General features: G+C 70.3%; 19 protein-coding genes and 1 riboswitch. Of the genes, 9 read left to right on the top strand and 10 right to left on the bottom strand.

Annotation, left to right across the window (positions count from 1 at the left end):
- Positions 1 to 62 precede the first annotated feature (62 nt).
- The 5 genes from ACZ5WE_RS01985 to ACZ5WE_RS01965 all read left to right on the top strand — a co-directional run bounded on the left by ACZ5WE_RS01985 (position 63) and on the right by ACZ5WE_RS01965 (position 5,140).
- Complete coding sequence (locus ACZ5WE_RS01985; RefSeq protein WP_467690903.1) at positions 63 to 809, top strand: lysophospholipid acyltransferase family protein; 747 nt, start codon at positions 63 to 65, stop codon at positions 807 to 809.
- 64 nt (positions 810 to 873) lie between these two features.
- Positions 874 to 2,094 carry a MacS family sensor histidine kinase gene (macS, locus tag ACZ5WE_RS01980; protein ID WP_467690420.1) on the top strand — a complete coding sequence of 407 codons (1,221 nt, stop codon included), beginning with the start codon at positions 874 to 876 and terminating at the stop codon, positions 2,092 to 2,094.
- Positions 2,091 to 2,789, top strand: coding sequence for a response regulator (locus ACZ5WE_RS01975; protein WP_467690418.1), 699 nt, complete (start codon positions 2,091 to 2,093; stop codon positions 2,787 to 2,789). Before macS ends, ACZ5WE_RS01975 begins: the two co-directional genes overlap by 4 nt.
- A 147-nt stretch (positions 2,790 to 2,936) precedes the next feature.
- Complete coding sequence (locus ACZ5WE_RS01970; RefSeq protein ID WP_467690416.1) at positions 2,937 to 3,974, top strand: 6-phosphofructokinase; 1,038 nt, start codon at positions 2,937 to 2,939, stop codon at positions 3,972 to 3,974.
- A gap of 140 nt (positions 3,975 to 4,114) precedes the next feature.
- Positions 4,115 to 5,140, top strand: a complete 1,026-nt coding sequence (locus ACZ5WE_RS01965) for a 2-hydroxyacid dehydrogenase (RefSeq protein ID WP_467690414.1) — start codon at positions 4,115 to 4,117, stop codon at positions 5,138 to 5,140.
- Here the strand turns inward: ACZ5WE_RS01965 and ACZ5WE_RS01960 are convergent.
- From ACZ5WE_RS01960 to ACZ5WE_RS01950, 3 genes are all read right to left on the bottom strand, one after another.
- Positions 5,137 to 6,999, bottom strand: coding sequence for an anthranilate synthase family protein (locus ACZ5WE_RS01960; protein ID WP_467690412.1), 1,863 nt, complete (start codon positions 6,997 to 6,999; stop codon positions 5,137 to 5,139). The two genes, ACZ5WE_RS01965 and ACZ5WE_RS01960, sit on opposite strands and share 4 nt — an antisense overlap.
- A 122-nt stretch (positions 7,000 to 7,121) precedes the next feature.
- Entirely contained in the window at positions 7,122 to 7,178 is a 57-nt protein-coding gene (locus tag ACZ5WE_RS01955; protein ID WP_351162541.1) for a trp operon leader peptide, read from the bottom strand.
- A 10-nt stretch (positions 7,179 to 7,188) separates the two neighbouring features.
- Complete coding sequence (locus ACZ5WE_RS01950) at positions 7,189 to 7,776, bottom strand: TetR/AcrR family transcriptional regulator (RefSeq protein WP_467690410.1); 588 nt, start codon at positions 7,774 to 7,776, stop codon at positions 7,189 to 7,191.
- A gap of 51 nt (positions 7,777 to 7,827) precedes the next feature.
- Between ACZ5WE_RS01950 and ACZ5WE_RS01945 the strand changes: the two genes are divergently transcribed.
- From ACZ5WE_RS01945 to ACZ5WE_RS01935, 3 genes are all read left to right on the top strand, one after another.
- Complete coding sequence (locus tag ACZ5WE_RS01945; protein ID WP_467690408.1) at positions 7,828 to 8,757, top strand: DUF2867 domain-containing protein; 930 nt, start codon at positions 7,828 to 7,830, stop codon at positions 8,755 to 8,757.
- Between the two features lie 35 nt (positions 8,758 to 8,792).
- Entirely contained in the window at positions 8,793 to 10,145 is a 1,353-nt protein-coding gene (locus ACZ5WE_RS01940; protein ID WP_467690406.1) for a class II 3-deoxy-7-phosphoheptulonate synthase, read from the top strand.
- Between the two features lie 153 nt (positions 10,146 to 10,298).
- Positions 10,299 to 10,532 (top strand): (2Fe-2S)-binding protein, encoded by a 234-nt coding sequence (locus ACZ5WE_RS01935; RefSeq protein ID WP_467690404.1) that lies wholly within the window; start codon positions 10,299 to 10,301, stop codon positions 10,530 to 10,532.
- Between the two features lie 9 nt (positions 10,533 to 10,541).
- Here ACZ5WE_RS01935 and bfr read toward each other — a convergent pair whose 3' ends face one another.
- A complete protein-coding gene (bfr, locus tag ACZ5WE_RS01930; RefSeq protein WP_160504564.1) occupies positions 10,542 to 11,021 on the bottom strand; it encodes a bacterioferritin in 480 nt (159 codons plus the stop codon).
- Between the two features lie 174 nt (positions 11,022 to 11,195).
- Between bfr and ACZ5WE_RS01925 the strand changes: the two genes are divergently transcribed.
- Positions 11,196 to 11,828 carry a sulfite oxidase-like oxidoreductase gene (locus ACZ5WE_RS01925; protein WP_467690402.1) on the top strand — a complete coding sequence of 211 codons (633 nt, stop codon included), beginning with the start codon at positions 11,196 to 11,198 and terminating at the stop codon, positions 11,826 to 11,828.
- Between the two features lie 39 nt (positions 11,829 to 11,867).
- Here the strand turns inward: ACZ5WE_RS01925 and ACZ5WE_RS01920 are convergent, their stop codons facing one another.
- The 6 genes from ACZ5WE_RS01920 to thiO form a co-directional block, all read right to left on the bottom strand.
- Positions 11,868 to 12,392 (bottom strand): DUF4396 domain-containing protein, encoded by a 525-nt coding sequence (locus ACZ5WE_RS01920; protein ID WP_467690400.1) that lies wholly within the window; start codon positions 12,390 to 12,392, stop codon positions 11,868 to 11,870.
- Positions 12,393 to 12,491: 99 nt separating this feature from the next.
- Positions 12,492 to 13,367, bottom strand: coding sequence for a deoxyribonuclease IV (locus ACZ5WE_RS01915; RefSeq protein ID WP_467690901.1), 876 nt, complete (start codon positions 13,365 to 13,367; stop codon positions 12,492 to 12,494).
- Positions 13,368 to 13,441: 74 nt separating this feature from the next.
- On the bottom strand, positions 13,442 to 15,394 hold the full coding sequence (pknB, locus tag ACZ5WE_RS01910; protein WP_467690398.1) for a Stk1 family PASTA domain-containing Ser/Thr kinase: 1,953 nt from the start codon (positions 15,392 to 15,394) through the stop codon (positions 13,442 to 13,444).
- 91 nt (positions 15,395 to 15,485) lie between these two features.
- Positions 15,486 to 16,280, bottom strand: a complete 795-nt coding sequence (locus ACZ5WE_RS01905; RefSeq protein WP_467690396.1) for a thiazole synthase — start codon at positions 16,278 to 16,280, stop codon at positions 15,486 to 15,488.
- A 6-nt stretch (positions 16,281 to 16,286) separates the two neighbouring features.
- A complete protein-coding gene (gene thiS / locus ACZ5WE_RS01900) occupies positions 16,287 to 16,505 on the bottom strand; it encodes a sulfur carrier protein ThiS (RefSeq protein WP_467690394.1) in 219 nt (72 codons plus the stop codon).
- Entirely contained in the window at positions 16,502 to 17,692 is a 1,191-nt protein-coding gene (gene thiO, locus ACZ5WE_RS01895) for a glycine oxidase ThiO (protein WP_467690392.1), read from the bottom strand. The genes thiS and thiO overlap by 4 nt, the downstream gene beginning before the upstream one ends.
- Positions 17,690 to 17,802, bottom strand: a riboswitch (TPP riboswitch). Its footprint overlaps the gene before it by 3 nt.
- Between the last annotated feature and the right edge of the window lie 67 nt (positions 17,803 to 17,869).

Below are 17,869 nucleotides of genomic sequence, written 5' to 3'. Positions count from 1 at the left end.
TTACTGCGGGTTAAGGTCTGATCCACACATAACAGGAGGCACACGGTTTGATCTACGGCGCAATGAAGGTCGCCATCGGAGGGCCGCTGAAGCTCGGCTTCAGGCCCTGGGTGGAAGGCCTTGAGAACGTACCCGCCGATGGACCGGCCATCCTGGCGAGCAACCATCTCTCCTTCTCGGACTCCTTCTTCCTGCCCGCGGTCCTGGACCGCAAGGTCACCTTCATCGCGAAGGCGGAGTACTTCACATCTCCGGGCGTGAAGGGCAAGCTCACGGCGGCCTTCTTCAAGGGCGTGGGCCAGCTGCCCGTGGACCGCTCCGGCGGCCGCGGCGCGGGCGAGGCGGCCATCAAGAGCGGCATCGAGGTCCTGGAGCGAGGGGAGCTCTTCGGTATCTACCCGGAAGGCACGCGTTCGCCCGACGGGAGGCTCTACCGTGGCAAGCCCGGCGGCCTCGCACGCGTGGCCCTCGCCACCGGGGCGCCCGTGCTCCCCGTGGCGATGATCGACACGGAGAAGATCCAGCCGCCCGGCAAGGTGATGCCGAAGCTGATGCGGCCCGGCATCAGGATCGGCAGACCGCTCGACTTCAGCCGCTACCACGGCATGGAGCACGACCGGTTCGTCCTGCGGGCGGTGACCGACGAGGTCATGTACGAGATCATGAAGCTTTCCGGCCAGGAGTACGTCGACGAGTACGCGACCGCTGCGAAGCGGCGGCTCACGGAGGCGGCGAAGGCCGAGAAGGAAGCGGAGAAGAAGGCGGAGAAAGCGGCCGCGGCGGCCGAGAAGGAACGGTCCGGCGCGTAATCGCGTCGCTGCAAAGGGGAGCCGGGCGCAGGGGAGCCGCCGGGCGGCCCAAGGGGTGGGGGAGATGACCAAGCGCGTACGCGTCATGAGGATGTCGGTCGAGCAGCCGCTGTGGCGTGCCCTGACCGGCTACCGCGTACTGACGATGCTGTACGCGATCGGCCTCTTCGTGGCCGCGCACGAGAAGTTCGACCGCCCCTGGGTGGCCATCGCGTACTACGTGGTGCTCGCGGGGTGGACCATCGGCACGCTGCCGAAGGTCGCCAACGCGGCGAGCTGCACCAAGCGGTTCCTGATCACCGACCTGACCATCGCGCTGGTCGGCATCCTGCTCACGCCGGTCGCCGACTCGCACCAGCGGATCGTCCACGACGGCCCGACGCTGCCGTCGATATGGACGGCGGGCGCGGTGCTCGCCTTCGCGATCAAGGGCGGCTGGCGGTGGGCGGCGTTCGCATCGGCCCTCGTCGGCGTCGCCAACATCGCGCAGCGCGGCAGGCCCACCCAGGACACGCTCCACAACGTCCTGCTCGTCTGTATCGCGTCCATCGCCATCGGATACGTCGTCGAGGTGGCCCGCGCCTCCGAGCGCACCCTCGCCCGCGCCCTGGAGATCGAGGCCGCGACCCGCGAGCGGGAGCGTCTGGCCCGGGACATCCACGACAGCGTGCTGCAGGTCCTCGCGATGGTGCAGCGGCGCGGCAGCGCGCTCGGCGGCGAGGCGGCGGAGCTCGGCAGGATGGCGGGGGAGCAGGAGGTCGCGCTGCGCACGCTGGTGGCGGGCGGCCTGGTCCGGACGTCGCACGAGTCGGAGGACGCCTCGATGGGGGCCGTGGTCCGCGTGGTGGAAGAGCCGGACGACGACGCCGACGACGGAGACAGCTGCGACCTGAGGTCCCTGCTCTTTCCGTACGCGGGCGCCCGGGTGACCGTCTCGGAGCCGGGCGCCCCGGTGGCCCTCGAGCCGGAGGCCGCCCGGGAGCTGGCCGCCGCGGTCGGCGCCGCCCTGGACAACGTCCACCGGCACGCGGGCCAGGACGCCGGAGCCTGGATCCTGGTCGAGGACGAGCCGGACGCGGTGATCGTGACGGTGCGGGACGACGGCCCCGGCATCCCCGAGGGCCGTCTCGCCGAGGCCGAGGGGGAGGGGCGGCTCGGTGTCGCCCTCTCGATCCGGGGCCGGCTGCGGGACATCGGCGGCACGGCCGAGCTGATCTCGGTGCCGGGCCAGGGCACGGAAGTAGAACTGAGAGTCCCACGGGGGAAGGCAGGAAAGGAACGATGAGCGAGCAGCAACTGCGGGATGCCGATGGCGGCAAGGACCCCGTCAAGGTCATGGTCGTCGACGACCACCCGATGTGGCGGGACGCGGTCGCCCGCGACCTCGCGGAGGCCGGGTTCGACGTGGTCGCCACGGCGGGTGACGGCGAGCAGGCCGTGCGCCGCGCACAGGCCGCGGCGCCCGACGTCCTCGTACTCGATCTGAACCTGCCCCTGAAGCCGGGCGTCCAGGTCTGCAAGGAACTCGTCGCCGCCAACCCCGCCCTGCGCGTCCTCGTCCTCTCCGCGAGCGGCGAACACGCGGACGTCCTGGAGGCGGTCAAGTCCGGCGCCACCGGCTATCTCCTGAAGTCGGCGTCCACCGCCGAGCTGACCGACGCGGTGCGCCGCACGGCCGTCGGCGACACGGTCTTCACCCCGGGGCTCGCGGGCCTCGTCCTCGGCGAGTACCGCCGCCTGGCGTCCGACCCGGCGCCCGGCACCCCGGACGAGCCGAAGGCGCCGCAGCTGACCGACCGCGAGACCGAGGTGCTGCGGCTCGTCGCCAAGGGGCTGAGCTACAAGCAGATCGCAGAGCGCCTGGTCATCTCGCACCGCACCGTGCAGAACCACGTGCAGAACACCCTGGGCAAGCTCCAGCTGCACAACCGCGTGGAACTCGTGCGGTACGCGATCGAGCGGGGTCTCGACGACGCGTGAACCCTCGGGCGACCCCTCATAAGGGTGAACTCGCGTGATCAACTCCCCTGTAACGGCCAGGAATTGACCATCCTGACCGTCCCTGAGTGACCTGTATCACCATTAGCGTGAGTCGCATACAGGTCACTGAGGCGAAGGGACGTTTCCATGGCGGCCAAGAAAATCGGAGTACTGACCGGTGGCGGCGACTGCCCCGGGCTCAACGCCGTCATCCGGGGCGTCGTCCGCAAGGGCGTGCAGGAGTACGGCTATGACTTCGTCGGCTTCCGGGACGGCTGGCGCGGTCCGCTGGAGGGCGACACCGTCCCGCTCGACATCCCGGCCGTGCGCGGCATCCTGCCCCGGGGCGGCACCATCCTCGGCTCCTCGCGCACCAACCCGCTCAAGGCGGAGAACGGCATCCGCCGGATCAAGGAGAACCTCGCCAAGTACGAGGTCGACTCCCTCATCGCGATCGGCGGCGAGGACACCCTCGGCGTCGCCGCGCGGCTCACCGACGAGTACGGCATCAACGTCGTCGGCGTACCGAAGACCATCGACAACGACCTGTCCGCCACGGACTACACCTTCGGCTTCGACACCGCCGTGGGTATCGCCACCGAGGCGATCGACCGGCTGCACACGACCGCCGAGTCGCACATGCGGGTCCTGGTGGTCGAGGTCATGGGACGGCACGCGGGCTGGATCGCGCTGCACTCCGGGCTCGCCGGGGGCGCGAACGTCATCCTCATCCCCGAGCAGCGCTTCGACGTCGAGCAGGTGTGTGCCTGGGTGACCTCGCGGTTCAAGGCGTCGTACGCGCCGATCGTCGTCGTCGCGGAAGGGGCCATGCCCAAGGACGGCGAGATGGTCCTCAAGGACGGGACGCAGGACTCCTTCGGGCATGTGCGGCTCTCGGGCGTGGGGGAGTGGCTGGCCAAGGAGATCGAGGGGCGGACCGGCAAGGAGGCGAGGACCACCGTCCTCGGGCACGTCCAGCGCGGCGGGACGCCCAGCGCCTTCGACCGGTGGCTTGCCACGCGCTTCGGGCTGCACGCGATCGAGGCCGTGCGGGACGGCGACTTCGGGAAGATGGTCGCGCTGCAGGGCACGGACATCGTGCGGGTGCCGATCGCTGACGCTACGTCGAAGCTGAAGACTGTTGACCCGGAGCTGTACTCCGAGGTGGGGGTCTTCTTCGGTTGATCTTCGGTTGATCTTCGGCTGGTCTTCGGTGGGCGGGTGGCCCTGTACCGCCGCTTCGCGGCGGATTTTCTCCCACCCGCCCACCCGCCCACCCGTTTCTCCGCGGTGCCGTATGACCCCGTAATACCTACACTCGCCGCATGGAGATTCTCGCGTTCGGGGTGCAGGCGGATGAGAAGCCGCTGATCGAGAAGGCCTTCGCCGGTCACCACGACGTCCGCTGCCTCGACGTCTTCCTCACCGAGGACACCGCCCCCATCGCCGCCGGCTACGAGATCGTCTCCACCAGCGTCAACGCCGATCTCGGCAACCGTGTCCTGCAGACCCTCGCGGCGGGCGGGACACAGATGATCGCCCAGCGTTCGACCGGGTTCAACAACATCGATCTCCAGGTCGCCGAGCGCCTCGGCCTCACCATCGCCCGCGTCTCGTACTACTCGCCGTACTCCGTCGCCGAGTTCGCCTGGACCCTCGCGATGGCCGTCAACCGCCGCATCGTCCGCGCCAGCAACCGCACCCGCGACTTCGACTTCAGGCTCGACGGTCTGATGGGCCGCGACGTGCGCGGCCGTACCGTCGGCGTGCTCGGCACCGGGAAGATCGGCGAGGCGTTCACCCGGATCGCGCACGGCTTCGGGACGAAGCTGCTCGGCTGGGACGTCGTGGAGAACCCCGCGTGCGTGGAGCTCGGCATGAAGTACGTCCCGAAGGAGGAACTCCTCGCGGAGGCCGACCTGATCAGCCTGCACGTCCCGCTGCTCCCCGCGACGCAGCACATCATCGGCGCCGACGCGCTGCGGATGATGAAGGACGACGCGATCCTGGTGAACTCCAGCCGCGGTGGCCTGATCGACACCGACGCCCTGGTCTCGGAGCTGCGGAGGGGGCGCTTCGCGGGCGTCGGGCTCGATGTGTACGAGGCGGAGGCCGGACTCTTCTTCCTCGACAAGTCGCTGGAGGCCATCGAGGACGACACCCTGGCCCGCCTGGTGACGTTCCCGAACGTCGTGGTCACCTCGCACCAGGCGTACTACACCGTGGACGCGGTCGGCCAGATCATCGACACCACGGTGCAGAACGTCCTGGACTACAGGGAGGGTCGCCGCAGCGAGAACGTGCTCGTCCCGGCGGCCCCGCCTCCTGGCCCGATCCCGGCCCGGTCCTAGACCAGCACCCCGGACAGCAGCTCCCGCACGATCGCCGTCCCCCGCAGCGAGAGCACCGACTCCGGATGGAACTGGACGCCCGCGAAGCCGGGCCCCCGCAGCGCGTGCACCTCTCCCGTGGCCGTGTCCCTGCTGACCTCGATGCCGTGCGCGGCCAGTTCCAGTGCCGTCTCCTCGTCGCAGCGGGCCACGAAGCTGTTGTAGAAGCCGACCGTCTCCGGCCGCCCGAACAGGTCGATCCGCGTCTGGGCGCCCTGGTACGGGACCTCCTTGCGGACGATCTCCAGACCCAGTTCGGCGGCCAGGAGCTCATGGCCGAGGCAGACACCGAGGACGCCGTGGCGGTGGCCGCTGATCACCTCGGCGGTCAGTGAGCGCAGGAAGGTCATCTTCGGGTCGGCGGGGTCCGACGGGTCGCCGGGTCCGGGGCCGAGGACCAGCGGACCCTCGTGCGTCAAGGCCGCTTCCCGCAGGCCCGGCTCGTCGTAGCGGCGCACGGAGACCGTGAGGCCCGATGAGCGAAGCAGATGCGCCAGCATCGCCGTGAACGTGTCCTCGCCGTCGATCACCAGGGCGTGCCCGGACAGCTGTGTGGTCGGCTCCTGCATCCGCAGCCAGAACGGCGCGAGCCCGGCCCGGCGGCTGTCGAGCGCCGTCCGTACGCGCGGGTCGTCGGCCAGGGCGGGGCGTACGCGTTCGTCGCGGGGCCGGCCCGGGCGCACCCCGAGGGCGGCAAGAACGCCCGCCGCCTTCGCGTGCGTCTCGGCCACCTCGCCCGCCGGGTCCGAGCCGCGCACCAGCGTCGCGCCGACCGGGACCCGCAGCTTTCCGTCGGCGGAGATGTCGGCGGTGCGGATCAGGATGGGGGAGTCGAGGGTCTGCGCGCCGCCCGCGTCGCGGCCGATGAGGGCGAGGGCGCCCGCGTAGTAGCCGCGCCCGCCCGCTTCGTGCCGCTCGATGACGCGGCAGGCGTTCTGCACGGGCGAGCCGGTGACGGTCGCCGCGAACATCGTCTCCTTCAGGACCTCGCGCGCGTCGAGCGACGACCTGCCCCGCAACTCGTACTCGGTGTGCGCGAGATGGGCCATCTCCTTGAGCCTCGGCCCGACGACGACACCACCCATGTCGCCGACGGTGCACATCATCTTGAGCTCCTCGTCGACGACCATCGACAGCTCCTCGGTCTCCTTGCCGTCGGCGAGGAAGCCGAGCAGATCGTCCGCGGTCGGCCCTTCGACCGGGTAGCGGTAGGTCCCGCTGATCGGGTTCATGACGACCGTCCCGCCGGACATCCGCACATGCACCTCGGGGCTCGCCCCGATCAGCGTCCGCTCCCCGGTGTGCACGACGTACGTCCAGTAGGCGCCCCGCTCGCCCACGAGCAGCCTGCGGAAGAGAGCCAGCGCGTCCGCCCTGCCGAAGCCGGGGATCTCACCCTCGTACGTACGCCGGATGACGAAGTTCGCGCCCTCGCCCCGCCCGATCTCCTCGCGCAGCACCCGCCCGACGATCTCCCCGTACGCGGCGTCGTCGACGTCGAAGGCCCCGCCCTCGACGCGCACGTCATGGGCGGGCAGCGCCGACAGGGCTTCGGAGAGCGGGATGTCGTACGTCTCGTCGGGAGTCAGGACCGCGAGCGGCGTGCCGTCGTCGCGCACGTCGAATCCGCGCTCCCTGATCTGCCGGAAGGGGATCAGGGCGAGGCCCTCGTCGGGGATGTCGGCGAGCCGGTCGTACGCGGCGACCGCGCCGATCAGGACCTCGACCGTGTCGTGGTCGTGGCCGGGTGTGCGGCGGCGGAGCACGGCGAACGGACGGTCGTCCGTCAGCAGTCCCGCGAGCTGGTTCGGGGTGTCCATCGGGTCTTGTTCCTTCTCACTCGGAGAGGAACGGCCGCGGTCCGGGGATCCTGGAGATCCTGGTCCGGAAAACACTGAAGGCCGCCCCTCGGGCGGCCTTCGCGAGTTCGATACGCGCAGAATCAGTGGGCCGCCGGATGAGCGGGCCACCACCAGTTACGAGTCGTCTGCGCGTGCATGTTCCGCACCCTAGCGCATCATCAGGATGTCCAGGGCCTCGTCGAGATAGGCGCCGAACTCGTCGACGGTGGGCAGCGCCGACGGCACCGCGTGCCCGAGCTGCACGTGCCCCAGATAGACCGTGTACGCCAGCAGCCCGCGCCGCCGGGCCTCCGGCTCGGGAAAGCCGAGCCCGGCGAAGAGCCTGGCCACGTACGCCACCCGGCGCTCGGTCACGCGGCGCAGGGCATCGGCGACCTGGGGGTGCCCGGGCGTCGCGAGTAGGGCGACCTCCAGTGAGCCGGAGGTGGCCGACGCGATGGCCTCGCCGAAGAGGAGGCGGACGCGCTGCCGGGGGTCGGGCTCGGCCTCGACCTCCTGGATCATCTCCTCGGTGCTGGTCTGTGCCCAGCGGTCCAGGGCGGCCTCGATGAGGGCGTCACGGTTGGCGAAGTGCCAGTAGAAGCTCCCCTTGGTGGTGCCGAGCCTGACGGCCAGGGGTTCCACGGCGACGGCGGCGATACCGCCCTCGCCGATCGCGGCGAGGGCGGCGTCCGCCCAGTCCTGAGCGGTGAGACGGGGCTTCCTTGTGGGCTTCTTCTGCTGCCGTTGCGCCATGACCGTACGGTACCGTATGGTCAACCATACGCCAGCGTATGGAGGTTCGACATGGGCACGGTACTCAACGAACACGAGCGCGTGATCAAGGCTCCGGCGGAGGCCGTGGGCACCCTGCTTGACCGGCTCTCCGCCGATGACGACCCGCTCTTCCCGACGCCGGCCTGGGCGGCGATGACCTTCGACCGCCCGCTAGGCGTGGGCGCGACCGGCGGCCACGGCCCGGTCCGCTACAGCGTCACGGAGTACGAGCCGGGGCGCCGTGTGCGCTTCGCCTTCACCCCGCCGGACAACGGCTTCCACGAGCTGACCGTCGAGCCGGCCGGGGAGGGGCGCTGCCGCGTCCGCCATGTCCTTCAGACCGAACTGCTCGGCAGGAACCGCCTGTTGTGGCCCGCAGTCGTCCGGCCCCTGCACGACACGATCATCGAAGAGGTCTTCGACAACATCGAGCGGGCCGCGACGGGCGGCTGCGCCCGCCCCGTCCGGTGGTCGCCCCTGGTGCGCCTCTACAACCGGCTCATGTGGAGCCGCCCCGAGACGGTCGGCATCCCGGAGGCCGCCCAGCTGATCCGTACCGCCGTCGACCGCCCCGGCTACGAGGACGCGTACCGGATGGAGCTGCTCCCGGGGCAGCCGCGCGACCCTGAGGCCTGGACCGGCATCCTGCGCGACGCCTTCCCGGTCATCGCCCGCGAGGGCGACGAGCTGCTCCTCGAAGTGGAGGCCCGGGGCCTGACGGCGCGCGCCTCGATCCTGGTCGACGAGCGGTACGTCACCCTGAGCTCCACCGTGCGGACCGACACCCTGCGCGGACGGATCTACTGGGCTGTGGTGAAGCAGGCCCACCCCTTCATGGCCCGTCTGATGCTGCGCCGCACGCACCGCAAGCTCGCCCTGGCGACGCCGGCCGCCGGTGAGCGGGATCTCGAGCGCCGGCGCTCGGCTGTGTCGGGTCCGTCTCACTTGGTGAGCGGGTGAATGGACGGCGGACATCACCCCGTAATGTTGTGGGGGTGACCGTGAACGCTAAGACCACCCCTACCGGTGGCAACACCTGGCGAGACCTTCCCGCGGCGCAGCAGCCCGAGTACCCCGATGCCGAGGCTCTGCGCGATGTGATCGCGGACCTCGAGTCGTATCCGCCGCTCGTCTTCGCGGGCGAGTGCGACCAGCTGCGCGCCCGACTGGCCTCCGTCGCCAAGGGAGAGGCGTTCCTGCTTCAGGGCGGCGACTGCGCCGAGGCCTTCGACGCGGTGTCGGCCGACCACATCCGCAACAAGCTGAAGACGCTGCTCCAGATGGGCGCCGTCCTGACGTACGCGGCCTCCGTGCCCGTCGTGAAGATCGGCCGCATCGCGGGCCAGTACTCGAAGCCGCGCTCCAAGGGCACCGAGACCCGCGACGGCGTGACCCTGCCGACCTACCGCGGCGACTCGGTCAACGGCTTCGACTTCGACGAGAAGTCCCGCGTCCCGGACCCCGAGCGCCTCAAGCGGATGTACAACGCCTCCGCCTCCACGCTCAACCTCGTGCGCGCCTTCACCACCGGCGGTTACGCCGACCTGCGCCAGGTGCACGCCTGGAACCAGGACTTCGTGAAGTCGTCTCCCTCCGGCCAGCGGTACGAACAGCTGGCGCGCGAGATCGACAACGCGCTCAACTTCATGCGCGCCTGCGGGACGGACCCGGAGGAGTTCAAGACCGTCGAGTTCTACGCCTCGCACGAGGCGCTGCTCCTCGACTACGAGTCGGCGCTCACCCGCGTGGACTCGCGCACCGGGCGGCTGTACGACACCTCGGGCCACATGGTCTGGATCGGCGAGCGCACCCGTCAACTGGACGGCGCGCACATCGAGTTCGCCTCCAAGGTGCGCAACCCGATCGGCATCAAGCTCGGCCCGACGACGACCCCGGAGGAGGCGCTGCAGTACATCGAGCGTCTCGACCCGGACCGCGAGCCCGGCCGGCTGACCTTCATCGTCCGCATGGGCGCCGACAAGGTCCGCGACAAGCTGCCCGAGCTCGTCGAGAAGGTCACCGCCTCCGGTGCGACCGTCGCCTGGATCACCGACCCGATGCACGGCAACACCTACGAGGCGGCCTCCGGCCACAAGACGCGCCGTTTCGACGACGTGCTGGATGAGGTCAAGGGCTTCTTCGAGGTCCACAAGGCGCTGGGCACCCACCCGGGCGGCATCCACGTCGAGCTCACCGGTGACGATGTCACCGAGTGCGTGGGCGGCGGCGACGAGATCTTCGTCGACGACCTGCACCAGCGCTACGAGACGGCCTGCGACCCGCGCCTGAACCGCAGCCAGTCCCTGGACCTGGCGTTCCTGGTCGCGGAGATGTACCGCGACCAGTAGGTATTCCCGAGAAACACGGCGGTGGGGCACGGATCCATGTGATCCGTGCCCCACCGGCGTATCGGGGCTTTTGTGGACCTGGGGACGTGGGTAAGGTTAGGTTAGCCTCACCGATTAATCGGGACGGCGCCGCCGATTAATCCTGCCCGGGAGGTGAACCGCGTGTACGTCTGCAACTGCTTCGGTGTAACCGAGGCGCAGGTGAAGCAGCACGCGGCGGACGGTGCCTGCACGCCCCGCCAGATAGCGTCCGCCAGCAAGGCGGGCACCGACTGCGGTTCGTGCGTACGGAGCATTCAGGCACTCCTGGGCCGGGGCACGTGCCCCCGCAGGGAGCTCGCCGACCAGGGCGAGCCCGTCCTCACCGGCCTGGATGAGGCCGCCTAGCTCTGTCGCCTAGCTCTCGGGCTGCTCGATGAGCTGCGAGATGTAGAGCGGTTCGCCCAGCTTCTCGACCAGTTCGAGCTGGGTGTCGAGATAGTCGATGTGGTGCTCCTCGTCCTCGAGGATCGACTCGAAGATGTTCGCGGAAGTGATGTCTCCCTTGCCGCGCATCACCTCGATGCCGCGCTTGAGACGGTCGATCGCCTCCGCCTCGATCTGCCGGTCGGCCTGGAACATCTCCGTGACGGTCTGGCCCACGCGCACGTGGAAGAGCCGCTGGTAGTTGGGCAGGCCGTCGAGGAACAGAATCCGGTCGGTCAGGATCTCCGCGTGCTTCATCTCGTCGATCGACTCGGACCGGGTGTATTTGGCGAGCTTGGGCCAGCCGAAGTTCTCCTGCATCTTGGCGTGGAGAAAGTACTGGTTGATCGCCGTGAGCTCGGCGGTCAGCTGCTCGTTGAGAAATTCGATGACCTCGGGGTCGCCCTGCATCGCAGAGGCTCCTTCCACGTGGTAACTGGGCAGGTTCCGCGCATCCTTGCACCGGTGCGAGAGGCCGTCCAGTAAGTGCACGCTTAGTAGGAGTTGCCCCAATCGGCGTCCGACCGGCCCCTGTCGGCGGCCTCCTGGTCACGTCCACCTACCCGGGTCTGTCAGGATGGACACATGGGTCAGTCGGCGGATCGCGCATCTCGGGAAGCAGTGGAGCCGGAGCTCCCACCGGGACAGCGACTGCAGCGGGGCTGGCCGGTCACCCACTACGGCCCGGTGCCGAAGTTCCGCCCGGAGCGCTGGGAGTTCAGGGTTTTCGGCGCCACCGCCGACGGAGCCAAGCACTGCTGGACGCACGAGGAGTTCTCGGCTCTTCCGTACGCCACCGTGGTCGGCGATCTGCACTGCGTCACGAAGTTCAGCATGCTCGGCGCCGAATGGGGCGGTGTCCCCGCGCGGGCCCTGGTCGAGATCGCCCCGCCCGCGCCCGACGCCACCCATGTGATGGTCTGGGCCGAGTACGGCTTCAGCTCGAATCTGCGCATGGCCGACTTCCTGGACGAGCGCACGATTTTCGCCACCCACAAAGGGGGCGAACTGCTGACCGCGGAGCACGGATTTCCACTGCGGCTCGTGGTGCCCCATCTGTACGCCTGGAAGGGCCCCAAGTGGGTCCGCGGCGTTGAGTACATGACCGCCGACCGTCGCGGCTTCTGGGAGGAGCGCGGCTATCACAACGTCGGCGACCCCTGGACCGAGCAGCGTTACTCGTACCAGGAAGAGCCCGGGGACGGCCCCGAGCTCTGATCTCCTGGCGGCCGCGCTCGGTGGTGCTGGCGCTGTGCCTCAGTGGTGGTACTGATGCACCACCGCGTGGCCCTTGCCGCGGCCGATCATCCACTTGTTGACCGGGGTGGTGATCACGAAGGCGGCGGCGAGCGCGATGGCGAGGATCCACCAGAACATGGGGTCCGACAGATGGGCGTCCATCGCTCCCGGCCAGAACGCGATCACGCCGTTGTCGATGAGCTCCATCACCGCGATGGACAGGGTGTCCGCGGCGAGCGCGACCCGGAACGCCGTCCTGAAATCGACGCCCGCCTTGAGGATGCCGCGCAGTGTCAGGGCGTATCCGAAGAAGAACGCCAGGGTGATCGCGAGGATCATCGTCTGCACGTTCCCCCAGCCGAGCGCGGTGCCGATGACCATGCCGAGGACCTCGCCGACGGCACACCCGGTGAGGCAGTGGAGGGTGGCCTGCGCCGCCATGCGCCAGCTGACCTTGCCGATGCCGTGGTGGCCCTCGTGGGCATGGTGCGCGTGCTCGGCGTGCGTGTCGTGACCGCCATGGGTGTCGTGACCGTGCTGCATGAGAATCCCCCAACGTCGGATAACGGTTCCTGCCGCCCGGCAAGAACCGTATACCCCTGGGGGGTATTCCTCAAGAGGTCTCGGGGGCCTCGGGGATCTCTAGCTGCTCCTGAGCTCCTTCAGTCGCGCCACGTCCGCCGCGTGCCCCTCCTTGCCGCCGGGCGTCTCGATGATCAGCGGTACGTTCTCGGTCGCGGCGTGGGCCATCAGCTCGCGGAAGGGCTCCTCGCCGATGTGGCCGGTGCCGATGTTCTCGTGGCGGTCCTTGTGGGCGCCGACCACGTCCTTGGAGTCGTTGGCGTGCACCAGCTTCAGACGGCCGGCGCCGACGGTGTCGACCAGGAGGTCCAGCGTCTGCTTCATGCCGCTCGGCCCGGTCAGATCGTGGCCCGCCGCGAAGATGTGGCAGGTGTCCAGGCAGACGCCCAGCTTCGGGTGGGCGTCGAGCGCGTCGAAGTACGGGCCGAAGTCCCAGGTGCGGGAGCAGAGCGAGAAGCCCTGGCCCGCGGTCGATTCCAGGAGGAGGAAAGGGTCGTCGTCATGCGTCAGCTCGTCGAGCAGCGGCAGCATCCGGTCGCGCACCTGCTTCAGCGCGACGGCGCGGTCCCGGCCGCCGGTCGCGGAGCCGGTGTGCACGACGACTCCGAGGGCGCCGATCTCGCGGGCCCGGCGCAGCGAGTGGCGCAGGGACTCCACGGACTTCTCGACGGTCGCCTCGGTGTGCGAGCCGAAGTTGATGAGGTAGGGCGCGTGTACGTACGCGGGTATCCGCTCGGCGGCGCAGGCCGCGCGGAACTCCTCGTCCTGCTTCGGGTTGCCGGGCGGCGTGGCCCAGCCCCGCGGGTTGGCCACGAAGACCTGGACGGCCTCGGCGCCCAGGTCACGGGCGTACGAAAGCCCCACGGACGCGAGGCCGCCGGCGACGGGGACATGGCCGCCGACGGGATTGCGCGGCGGGGCGCTGTGGGAGGCGATGCTGCTGGACTCGGTGCTGGGGGGCTTGTTGCTGCTCACACGCTCAAGGGTGGCATGAGCGTGTGAGCGTCCCGTCAACGGATCTCGATGGTGATCGTCGAGCCCTTGGGGGCCTCGTCGCCGCCCTCCACGGACTGGCCCTTGACCGTGTCCCCGAAGAGGCCGAGCAGACCGCGGTCCTTTTCGACCTCGAACCCGGCGTCCTCCAGCTCCTGGGTGGCGTCGTCGACGCTCATGCCCTCGACGTCCGGGACCTCGATCATCTCCGGGCCCTTGGACAGCGTCAGCGTGACCGTGTCGCCCTCCGCGAGCTGCCTCTGGCCCTCCCTCGGGGACTGGTCGACGACCGTGCCCTTGTCCTCATCGGAGTGCACCCGCTCCGTCGCGACCTCGACCTTCAGGCCCGCGTCCTCAAGCTCGGACGTCGCGTCGGACCGGGAGTCGCCCGTCACATCGGGGACATCGACCGCCCGGCCCTTGCTGACGGTGATCGCGATGGCGGAGCCCGCCTTGCGCTTGGTGCCGGACTTCGGGTCCGTGCTGATCACGGAGCCCTTGCGGATGTCGTCGTTGAACGCCTTGTTCGTCATCCCGGGCGCGAGGCCGGCGTCCTTGAGCTCGTCCTTCGCCTTGGCCAGGGGAGTGCCCGCGAGGCGCGGGACCTTCACGATCTCGGGGCCCATCGAGACGGTCAGCGTCACCTGGCCGTTGTCGCGGATGCGCTCTCCCGCCTCGGGGTCGGTGGCCATGACCGTGCCGCGCTTGTCGGTGTCGCTGTACGCGCGCTTGACGTCGTCGACCTCGAGCCCGGCTTCACCGAGGCGCTGCTTGGCCGCCGACTCGGACTTCGCCAGGAGCGGCGGGACCTTCGTGAACTGGCCGGAGTTGATGTACCAGACCCCGGCGCCGAGGCCGAGCGCGAGGAGGACCGCGGCGATCACCGCGAACGTGCGGCCGCGCGGATTGGGGCGCCTGCGGTCGGGGGCGGCGGGGGGTGGTGGTGCCGGCGACGCCAGGACGCTCGTGCGGTTGAGCTGGTCCTGCCGGCCTTCGTCGCCGTCCGTGGGGAGCGGCAGCTGTACGGAGCGTGCCGCGCGCGGGATCACGCTCGTACGGTCGTTCGCGTTGGCGTGTCCGTGCTCCGGGGTGTGCGCCTGCGGCGGTACCGCGTCCAGCTGTTCGAGCGAGAGCGCGGCCCGCGCGTCCCTGGCCTGCCCGAGGAGCGCCACCGCGTCGTGCGGGCGGACGTCGGGCGTGCGGGCGGTGGCGGAGGCCACAAGGTCGTCGAGCTCGACGGCGAGCCCCGGAACGGCCGCCGACGGGGGCGGTACGTCCTCGTGGAGGTGTTGGTAGAGCACCTGGGCGGGCGACTCACCGGAGTGCGGCTTGGCGCCGGTCAGCATTTCGTAGAGCACGACACCGCACGCGTACACGTCCACACGCGTGTCGGCCGTGCCGTGCTCTATCTGCTCGGGAGCGAGGTAGGAGACGGTGCCGAGGACCGTGCCGGTCGTGTTCGTGACGGTGTCCACCGCGCGCACGAGACCGAAGTCGGCGACCTTGACCCGGCCGTCATCGCCTATGAGGACGTTCTCCGGCTTCATGTCGCGGTGCACGAAGCCGGCGCGGTGCGCCGCGCCGAGCGCGGCGAGGACCGGCTCCAGGATGTCGAGGGCCGCGCGCGGCTGCAGGGCGCCGCGCTCGCGGAGCACGTCACGCAGGGTGCAGCCGGCGACGTACTCCATCGCGAGATAGACGTACGCACCGTCGGTTCCCTGGTCGTACACCCCCACCACATTCGGGTGGGAGAGCCGGGCCACCGACTTCGCCTCGCGGATGAAGCGGTCGACGAACGAGACGTCGGCGGCCAGCGTCGGGTGCATCACCTTGAGCGCGAGCACGCGGTCGAGGCGGGTGTCCACGGCCCGGTAGACCGTGGCCATCCCGCCGACCGCGATCCGCCCGTCCACGCGGTAGCGGCCGTCGAGCACCTGCCCGACGAGCGGGTCCTGAAGGGTCGTGTCCACGCAGGGAGTCTACGAGCCACCGCCGACACCGTTGCCCGCCCGGGTCTGCTCGGGCCTCTACTGCAGCCGAGCTGTAACAGGCGCGGGACGCTCAGAAGGCGGGCCGCTCCGGATCGAGCCGGGCCATTCCCTCCGCGGGCGACGACGCCTCGGCGAAGTGCCGCCGGGGAATGCGCCCGGCCCGGTACGCGAGCCGCCCCGCCTCCACCCCGTGCCGCATGCCCTCGGCCATGAGAACCGGCTCCTGGGCCCGGGTCACGGCGGAGGCGAGCATCACACCCGCGCACCCCAGCTCCATGGCGAGCGTCGCGTCGGACGCCGTCCCCGCGCCCGCGTCCAGGATCACCGGCACGCTCGCGCGTTCGACGATCAGCTGGAAGTTGTGCGGGTTGCGGATGCCGAGCCCGGAGCCGATGGGGGAGCCGAGCGGCATGATCGCCGCGCATCCCACGTCCTCCAGCTTCCGTGCGAGGACCGGGTCGTCGTTCGTGTACGGGAGGACCGTGAAGCCGTCGTCGACGAGGGTCTCGGCGGCGTCGATGAGCTCGATCGGGTCGGGCAGCAGGGTGCGCTCGTCCGCGATGACCTCCAGCTTGACCAGGTCGGTGCCGAGTGCCTCCCGCGCGAGCCGGGCGGTCAGGACGGCCTCGCCCGCGGTGAAGCAGCCCGCCGTGTTCGGCAGGACGCGGATGCCGAGCCGGTCGAGGACGGAGAGCACCGAGCCCTGCACACCGGGATCGAGGCGGCGCATCGCGACGGTCGTGAGCTCCGTCCCGGACGCGACGAGGGAGCGTTCGAGCACGTCCAGGCTCGGCGCACCACCCGTACCCATGATCAGGCGGGAGGAAAGGGTGAGCCCACCGATGACGAAGGGGTCGTCTGCCATGTCGGTTCAGCCTCCTTGGACGGCGGTGAGGATTTCGACGCGGTCACCGTCGGCGAGCGGGGTGGCGGACCACCGCGCGCGCGGGACGACGGTTTCGTTGAGCGCGGCGGCGACGCCGGACGATGCCGCGGTCAGGGTGGCGACGAGGGCTTCGAGCGTGGTGCCCGCGGCCACGTCGCGTGTTTCCCCGTTCACGGAGACGGCGGTAACGGCTGAGAGGGTCATGCTGGCTGCTCCATGAAGCGCTGCGTAAGGGGCGTGCGGAAGAAGCGCCGAGGGGAGAACCCCCGCGCCTCGTCGGGCAGTTCACCGGTGGCCAGGGCATGCGCCATCACGTCACCGGTGACGGGCGTCAGAAGTACGCCGTTGCGGTAGTGCCCGGTGGCCAGCTGGAGGCCCGGGAGTGCGGTCGGGCCGAGCATCGGCGCGTTGTCGGGGGACCCGGGGCGCAGGCCCGCGCGGGTCTCCGTCAGCGGCAGTTCCGTGATGCCCGGTACGAGCTCGTGGGCGTCCCGAAGGAGCTCGTACACGCCGCCGGCCGTGACCGTCGTGTCCCAGCCGAGTTCCTCGCTGGTCGCGCCGACGACGAGCTCGCCGTTCTCGCGCGGCACCAGGTAGACGTGGCTGCCGCGCACGACGGCTCGTACGGTGCGGCTCAGGAACGGCGCGTAGCGCTGGGGCACCGTGAGCCGCAGTACCTGCCCCTTCACGGGGCGCACGGGCGGCAGAACGCCCTCCGGGACCCCGGCGAGGCGCCCGCTGAGGCTGCCCCCGGCGAGCACGGTCTGACCGGCCTCCAGGGCGGTGCCGTCGGCGGTGACGACTCCGGTGGCCCGGTCACCCGTGACCGAGAGGCGCTCCGCCCACGCGTGGTGGAAGACCACGCCCGCCCGCTCGCAGGCCACCAGGAGCGCCGCGGCGAGCCTGCGCGGGTCGACCTGGTGATCGCCGTCGACGCGAAGCCCGCCCCGGACGCCCGGCGCGAGCATCGGCTCCAGGCGGCGGCACTCGCGCCCGCTCAGCCACTCCGACGCGAGCCCCGACTGCTCCTGCAGGGTGTGCAGCTCACGCAGGTGGGCACGGTCGTCGGAGTCGAGCGCGACGGCGAGCGTGCCGCACGCGCGGTAGCCGACATCACGGCCGCTCGCCTCCGCCAGCTCGGCGGCGAAGTCGGGATAGCGCTGCGCGGAGGTCACATTCAGGGCGAGCAGCGCCTGCTCCCCGTAGTGCAGCTCGGTGACGGCGGCCAGCATGCCCGCGGCGACCTGCGCCGCGCCGCCGCCGGGCTCGGGGTCGACGACCGCTGTGGACAGGCCGCGCTGCGCCGCCCGCCAGGCCGTGACCAGGCCGATGATGCCACCCCCGACGACAAGGACGTCGGGGGTCTCTTGGGGTGGTGTACGTGGATGCATGGGTGTCCAGCCCCTCCCTTCGCCGGCATGACCCGGATCAGGTTCGTACGGTCGGAGGCCGTCCAGCCTCCCTCTCAGCCCGGTGCGTCCGGGCTCCCGCGAGTGCTCTGCACGGCAACCTTAGCCTTTGGTGCCCCGGCGTAGTAGGGCAGCTGTGCGGTCAGGGGCAGTGACGGT

The organism is Streptomyces sp. NPDC033180 (assembly GCF_055577645.1).
Note: the sequence above shows the minus strand (reverse complement) of the source record. Positions and strands in the feature narration are given on the sequence as shown.

Excerpts from the sequence above, each read along its gene's own strand:
- ACZ5WE_RS01985 (WP_467690903.1), top strand. The coding sequence starts at position 63 with ATGAAGGTCGCCATCGGAGGGCCGCTGAAGCTCGGCTTCAGGCCCTGG.
- macS (WP_467690420.1), top strand. The coding sequence starts at position 874 with ATGACCAAGCGCGTACGCGTCATGAGGATGTCGGTCGAGCAGCCGCTG.
- ACZ5WE_RS01975 (WP_467690418.1), top strand. The coding sequence starts at position 2,091 with ATGAGCGAGCAGCAACTGCGGGATGCCGATGGCGGCAAGGACCCCGTC.
- ACZ5WE_RS01970 (WP_467690416.1), top strand. The coding sequence starts at position 2,937 with ATGGCGGCCAAGAAAATCGGAGTACTGACCGGTGGCGGCGACTGCCCC.
- ACZ5WE_RS01965 (WP_467690414.1), top strand. The coding sequence starts at position 4,115 with ATGGAGATTCTCGCGTTCGGGGTGCAGGCGGATGAGAAGCCGCTGATC.
- ACZ5WE_RS01960 (WP_467690412.1), bottom strand. The coding sequence starts at position 6,999 with ATGGACACCCCGAACCAGCTCGCGGGACTGCTGACGGACGACCGTCCG.
- ACZ5WE_RS01950 (WP_467690410.1), bottom strand. The coding sequence starts at position 7,776 with ATGGCGCAACGGCAGCAGAAGAAGCCCACAAGGAAGCCCCGTCTCACC.
- ACZ5WE_RS01945 (WP_467690408.1), top strand. The coding sequence starts at position 7,828 with ATGGGCACGGTACTCAACGAACACGAGCGCGTGATCAAGGCTCCGGCG.
- bfr (WP_160504564.1), bottom strand. The coding sequence starts at position 11,021 with ATGCAGGGCGACCCCGAGGTCATCGAATTTCTCAACGAGCAGCTGACC.
- ACZ5WE_RS01925 (WP_467690402.1), top strand. The coding sequence starts at position 11,196 with ATGGGTCAGTCGGCGGATCGCGCATCTCGGGAAGCAGTGGAGCCGGAG.
- ACZ5WE_RS01920 (WP_467690400.1), bottom strand. The coding sequence starts at position 12,392 with ATGCAGCACGGTCACGACACCCATGGCGGTCACGACACGCACGCCGAG.
- ACZ5WE_RS01905 (WP_467690396.1), bottom strand. The coding sequence starts at position 16,280 with ATGGCAGACGACCCCTTCGTCATCGGTGGGCTCACCCTTTCCTCCCGC.
- thiS (WP_467690394.1), bottom strand. The coding sequence starts at position 16,505 with ATGACCCTCTCAGCCGTTACCGCCGTCTCCGTGAACGGGGAAACACGC.
- thiO (WP_467690392.1), bottom strand. The coding sequence starts at position 17,692 with ATGCATCCACGTACACCACCCCAAGAGACCCCCGACGTCCTTGTCGTC.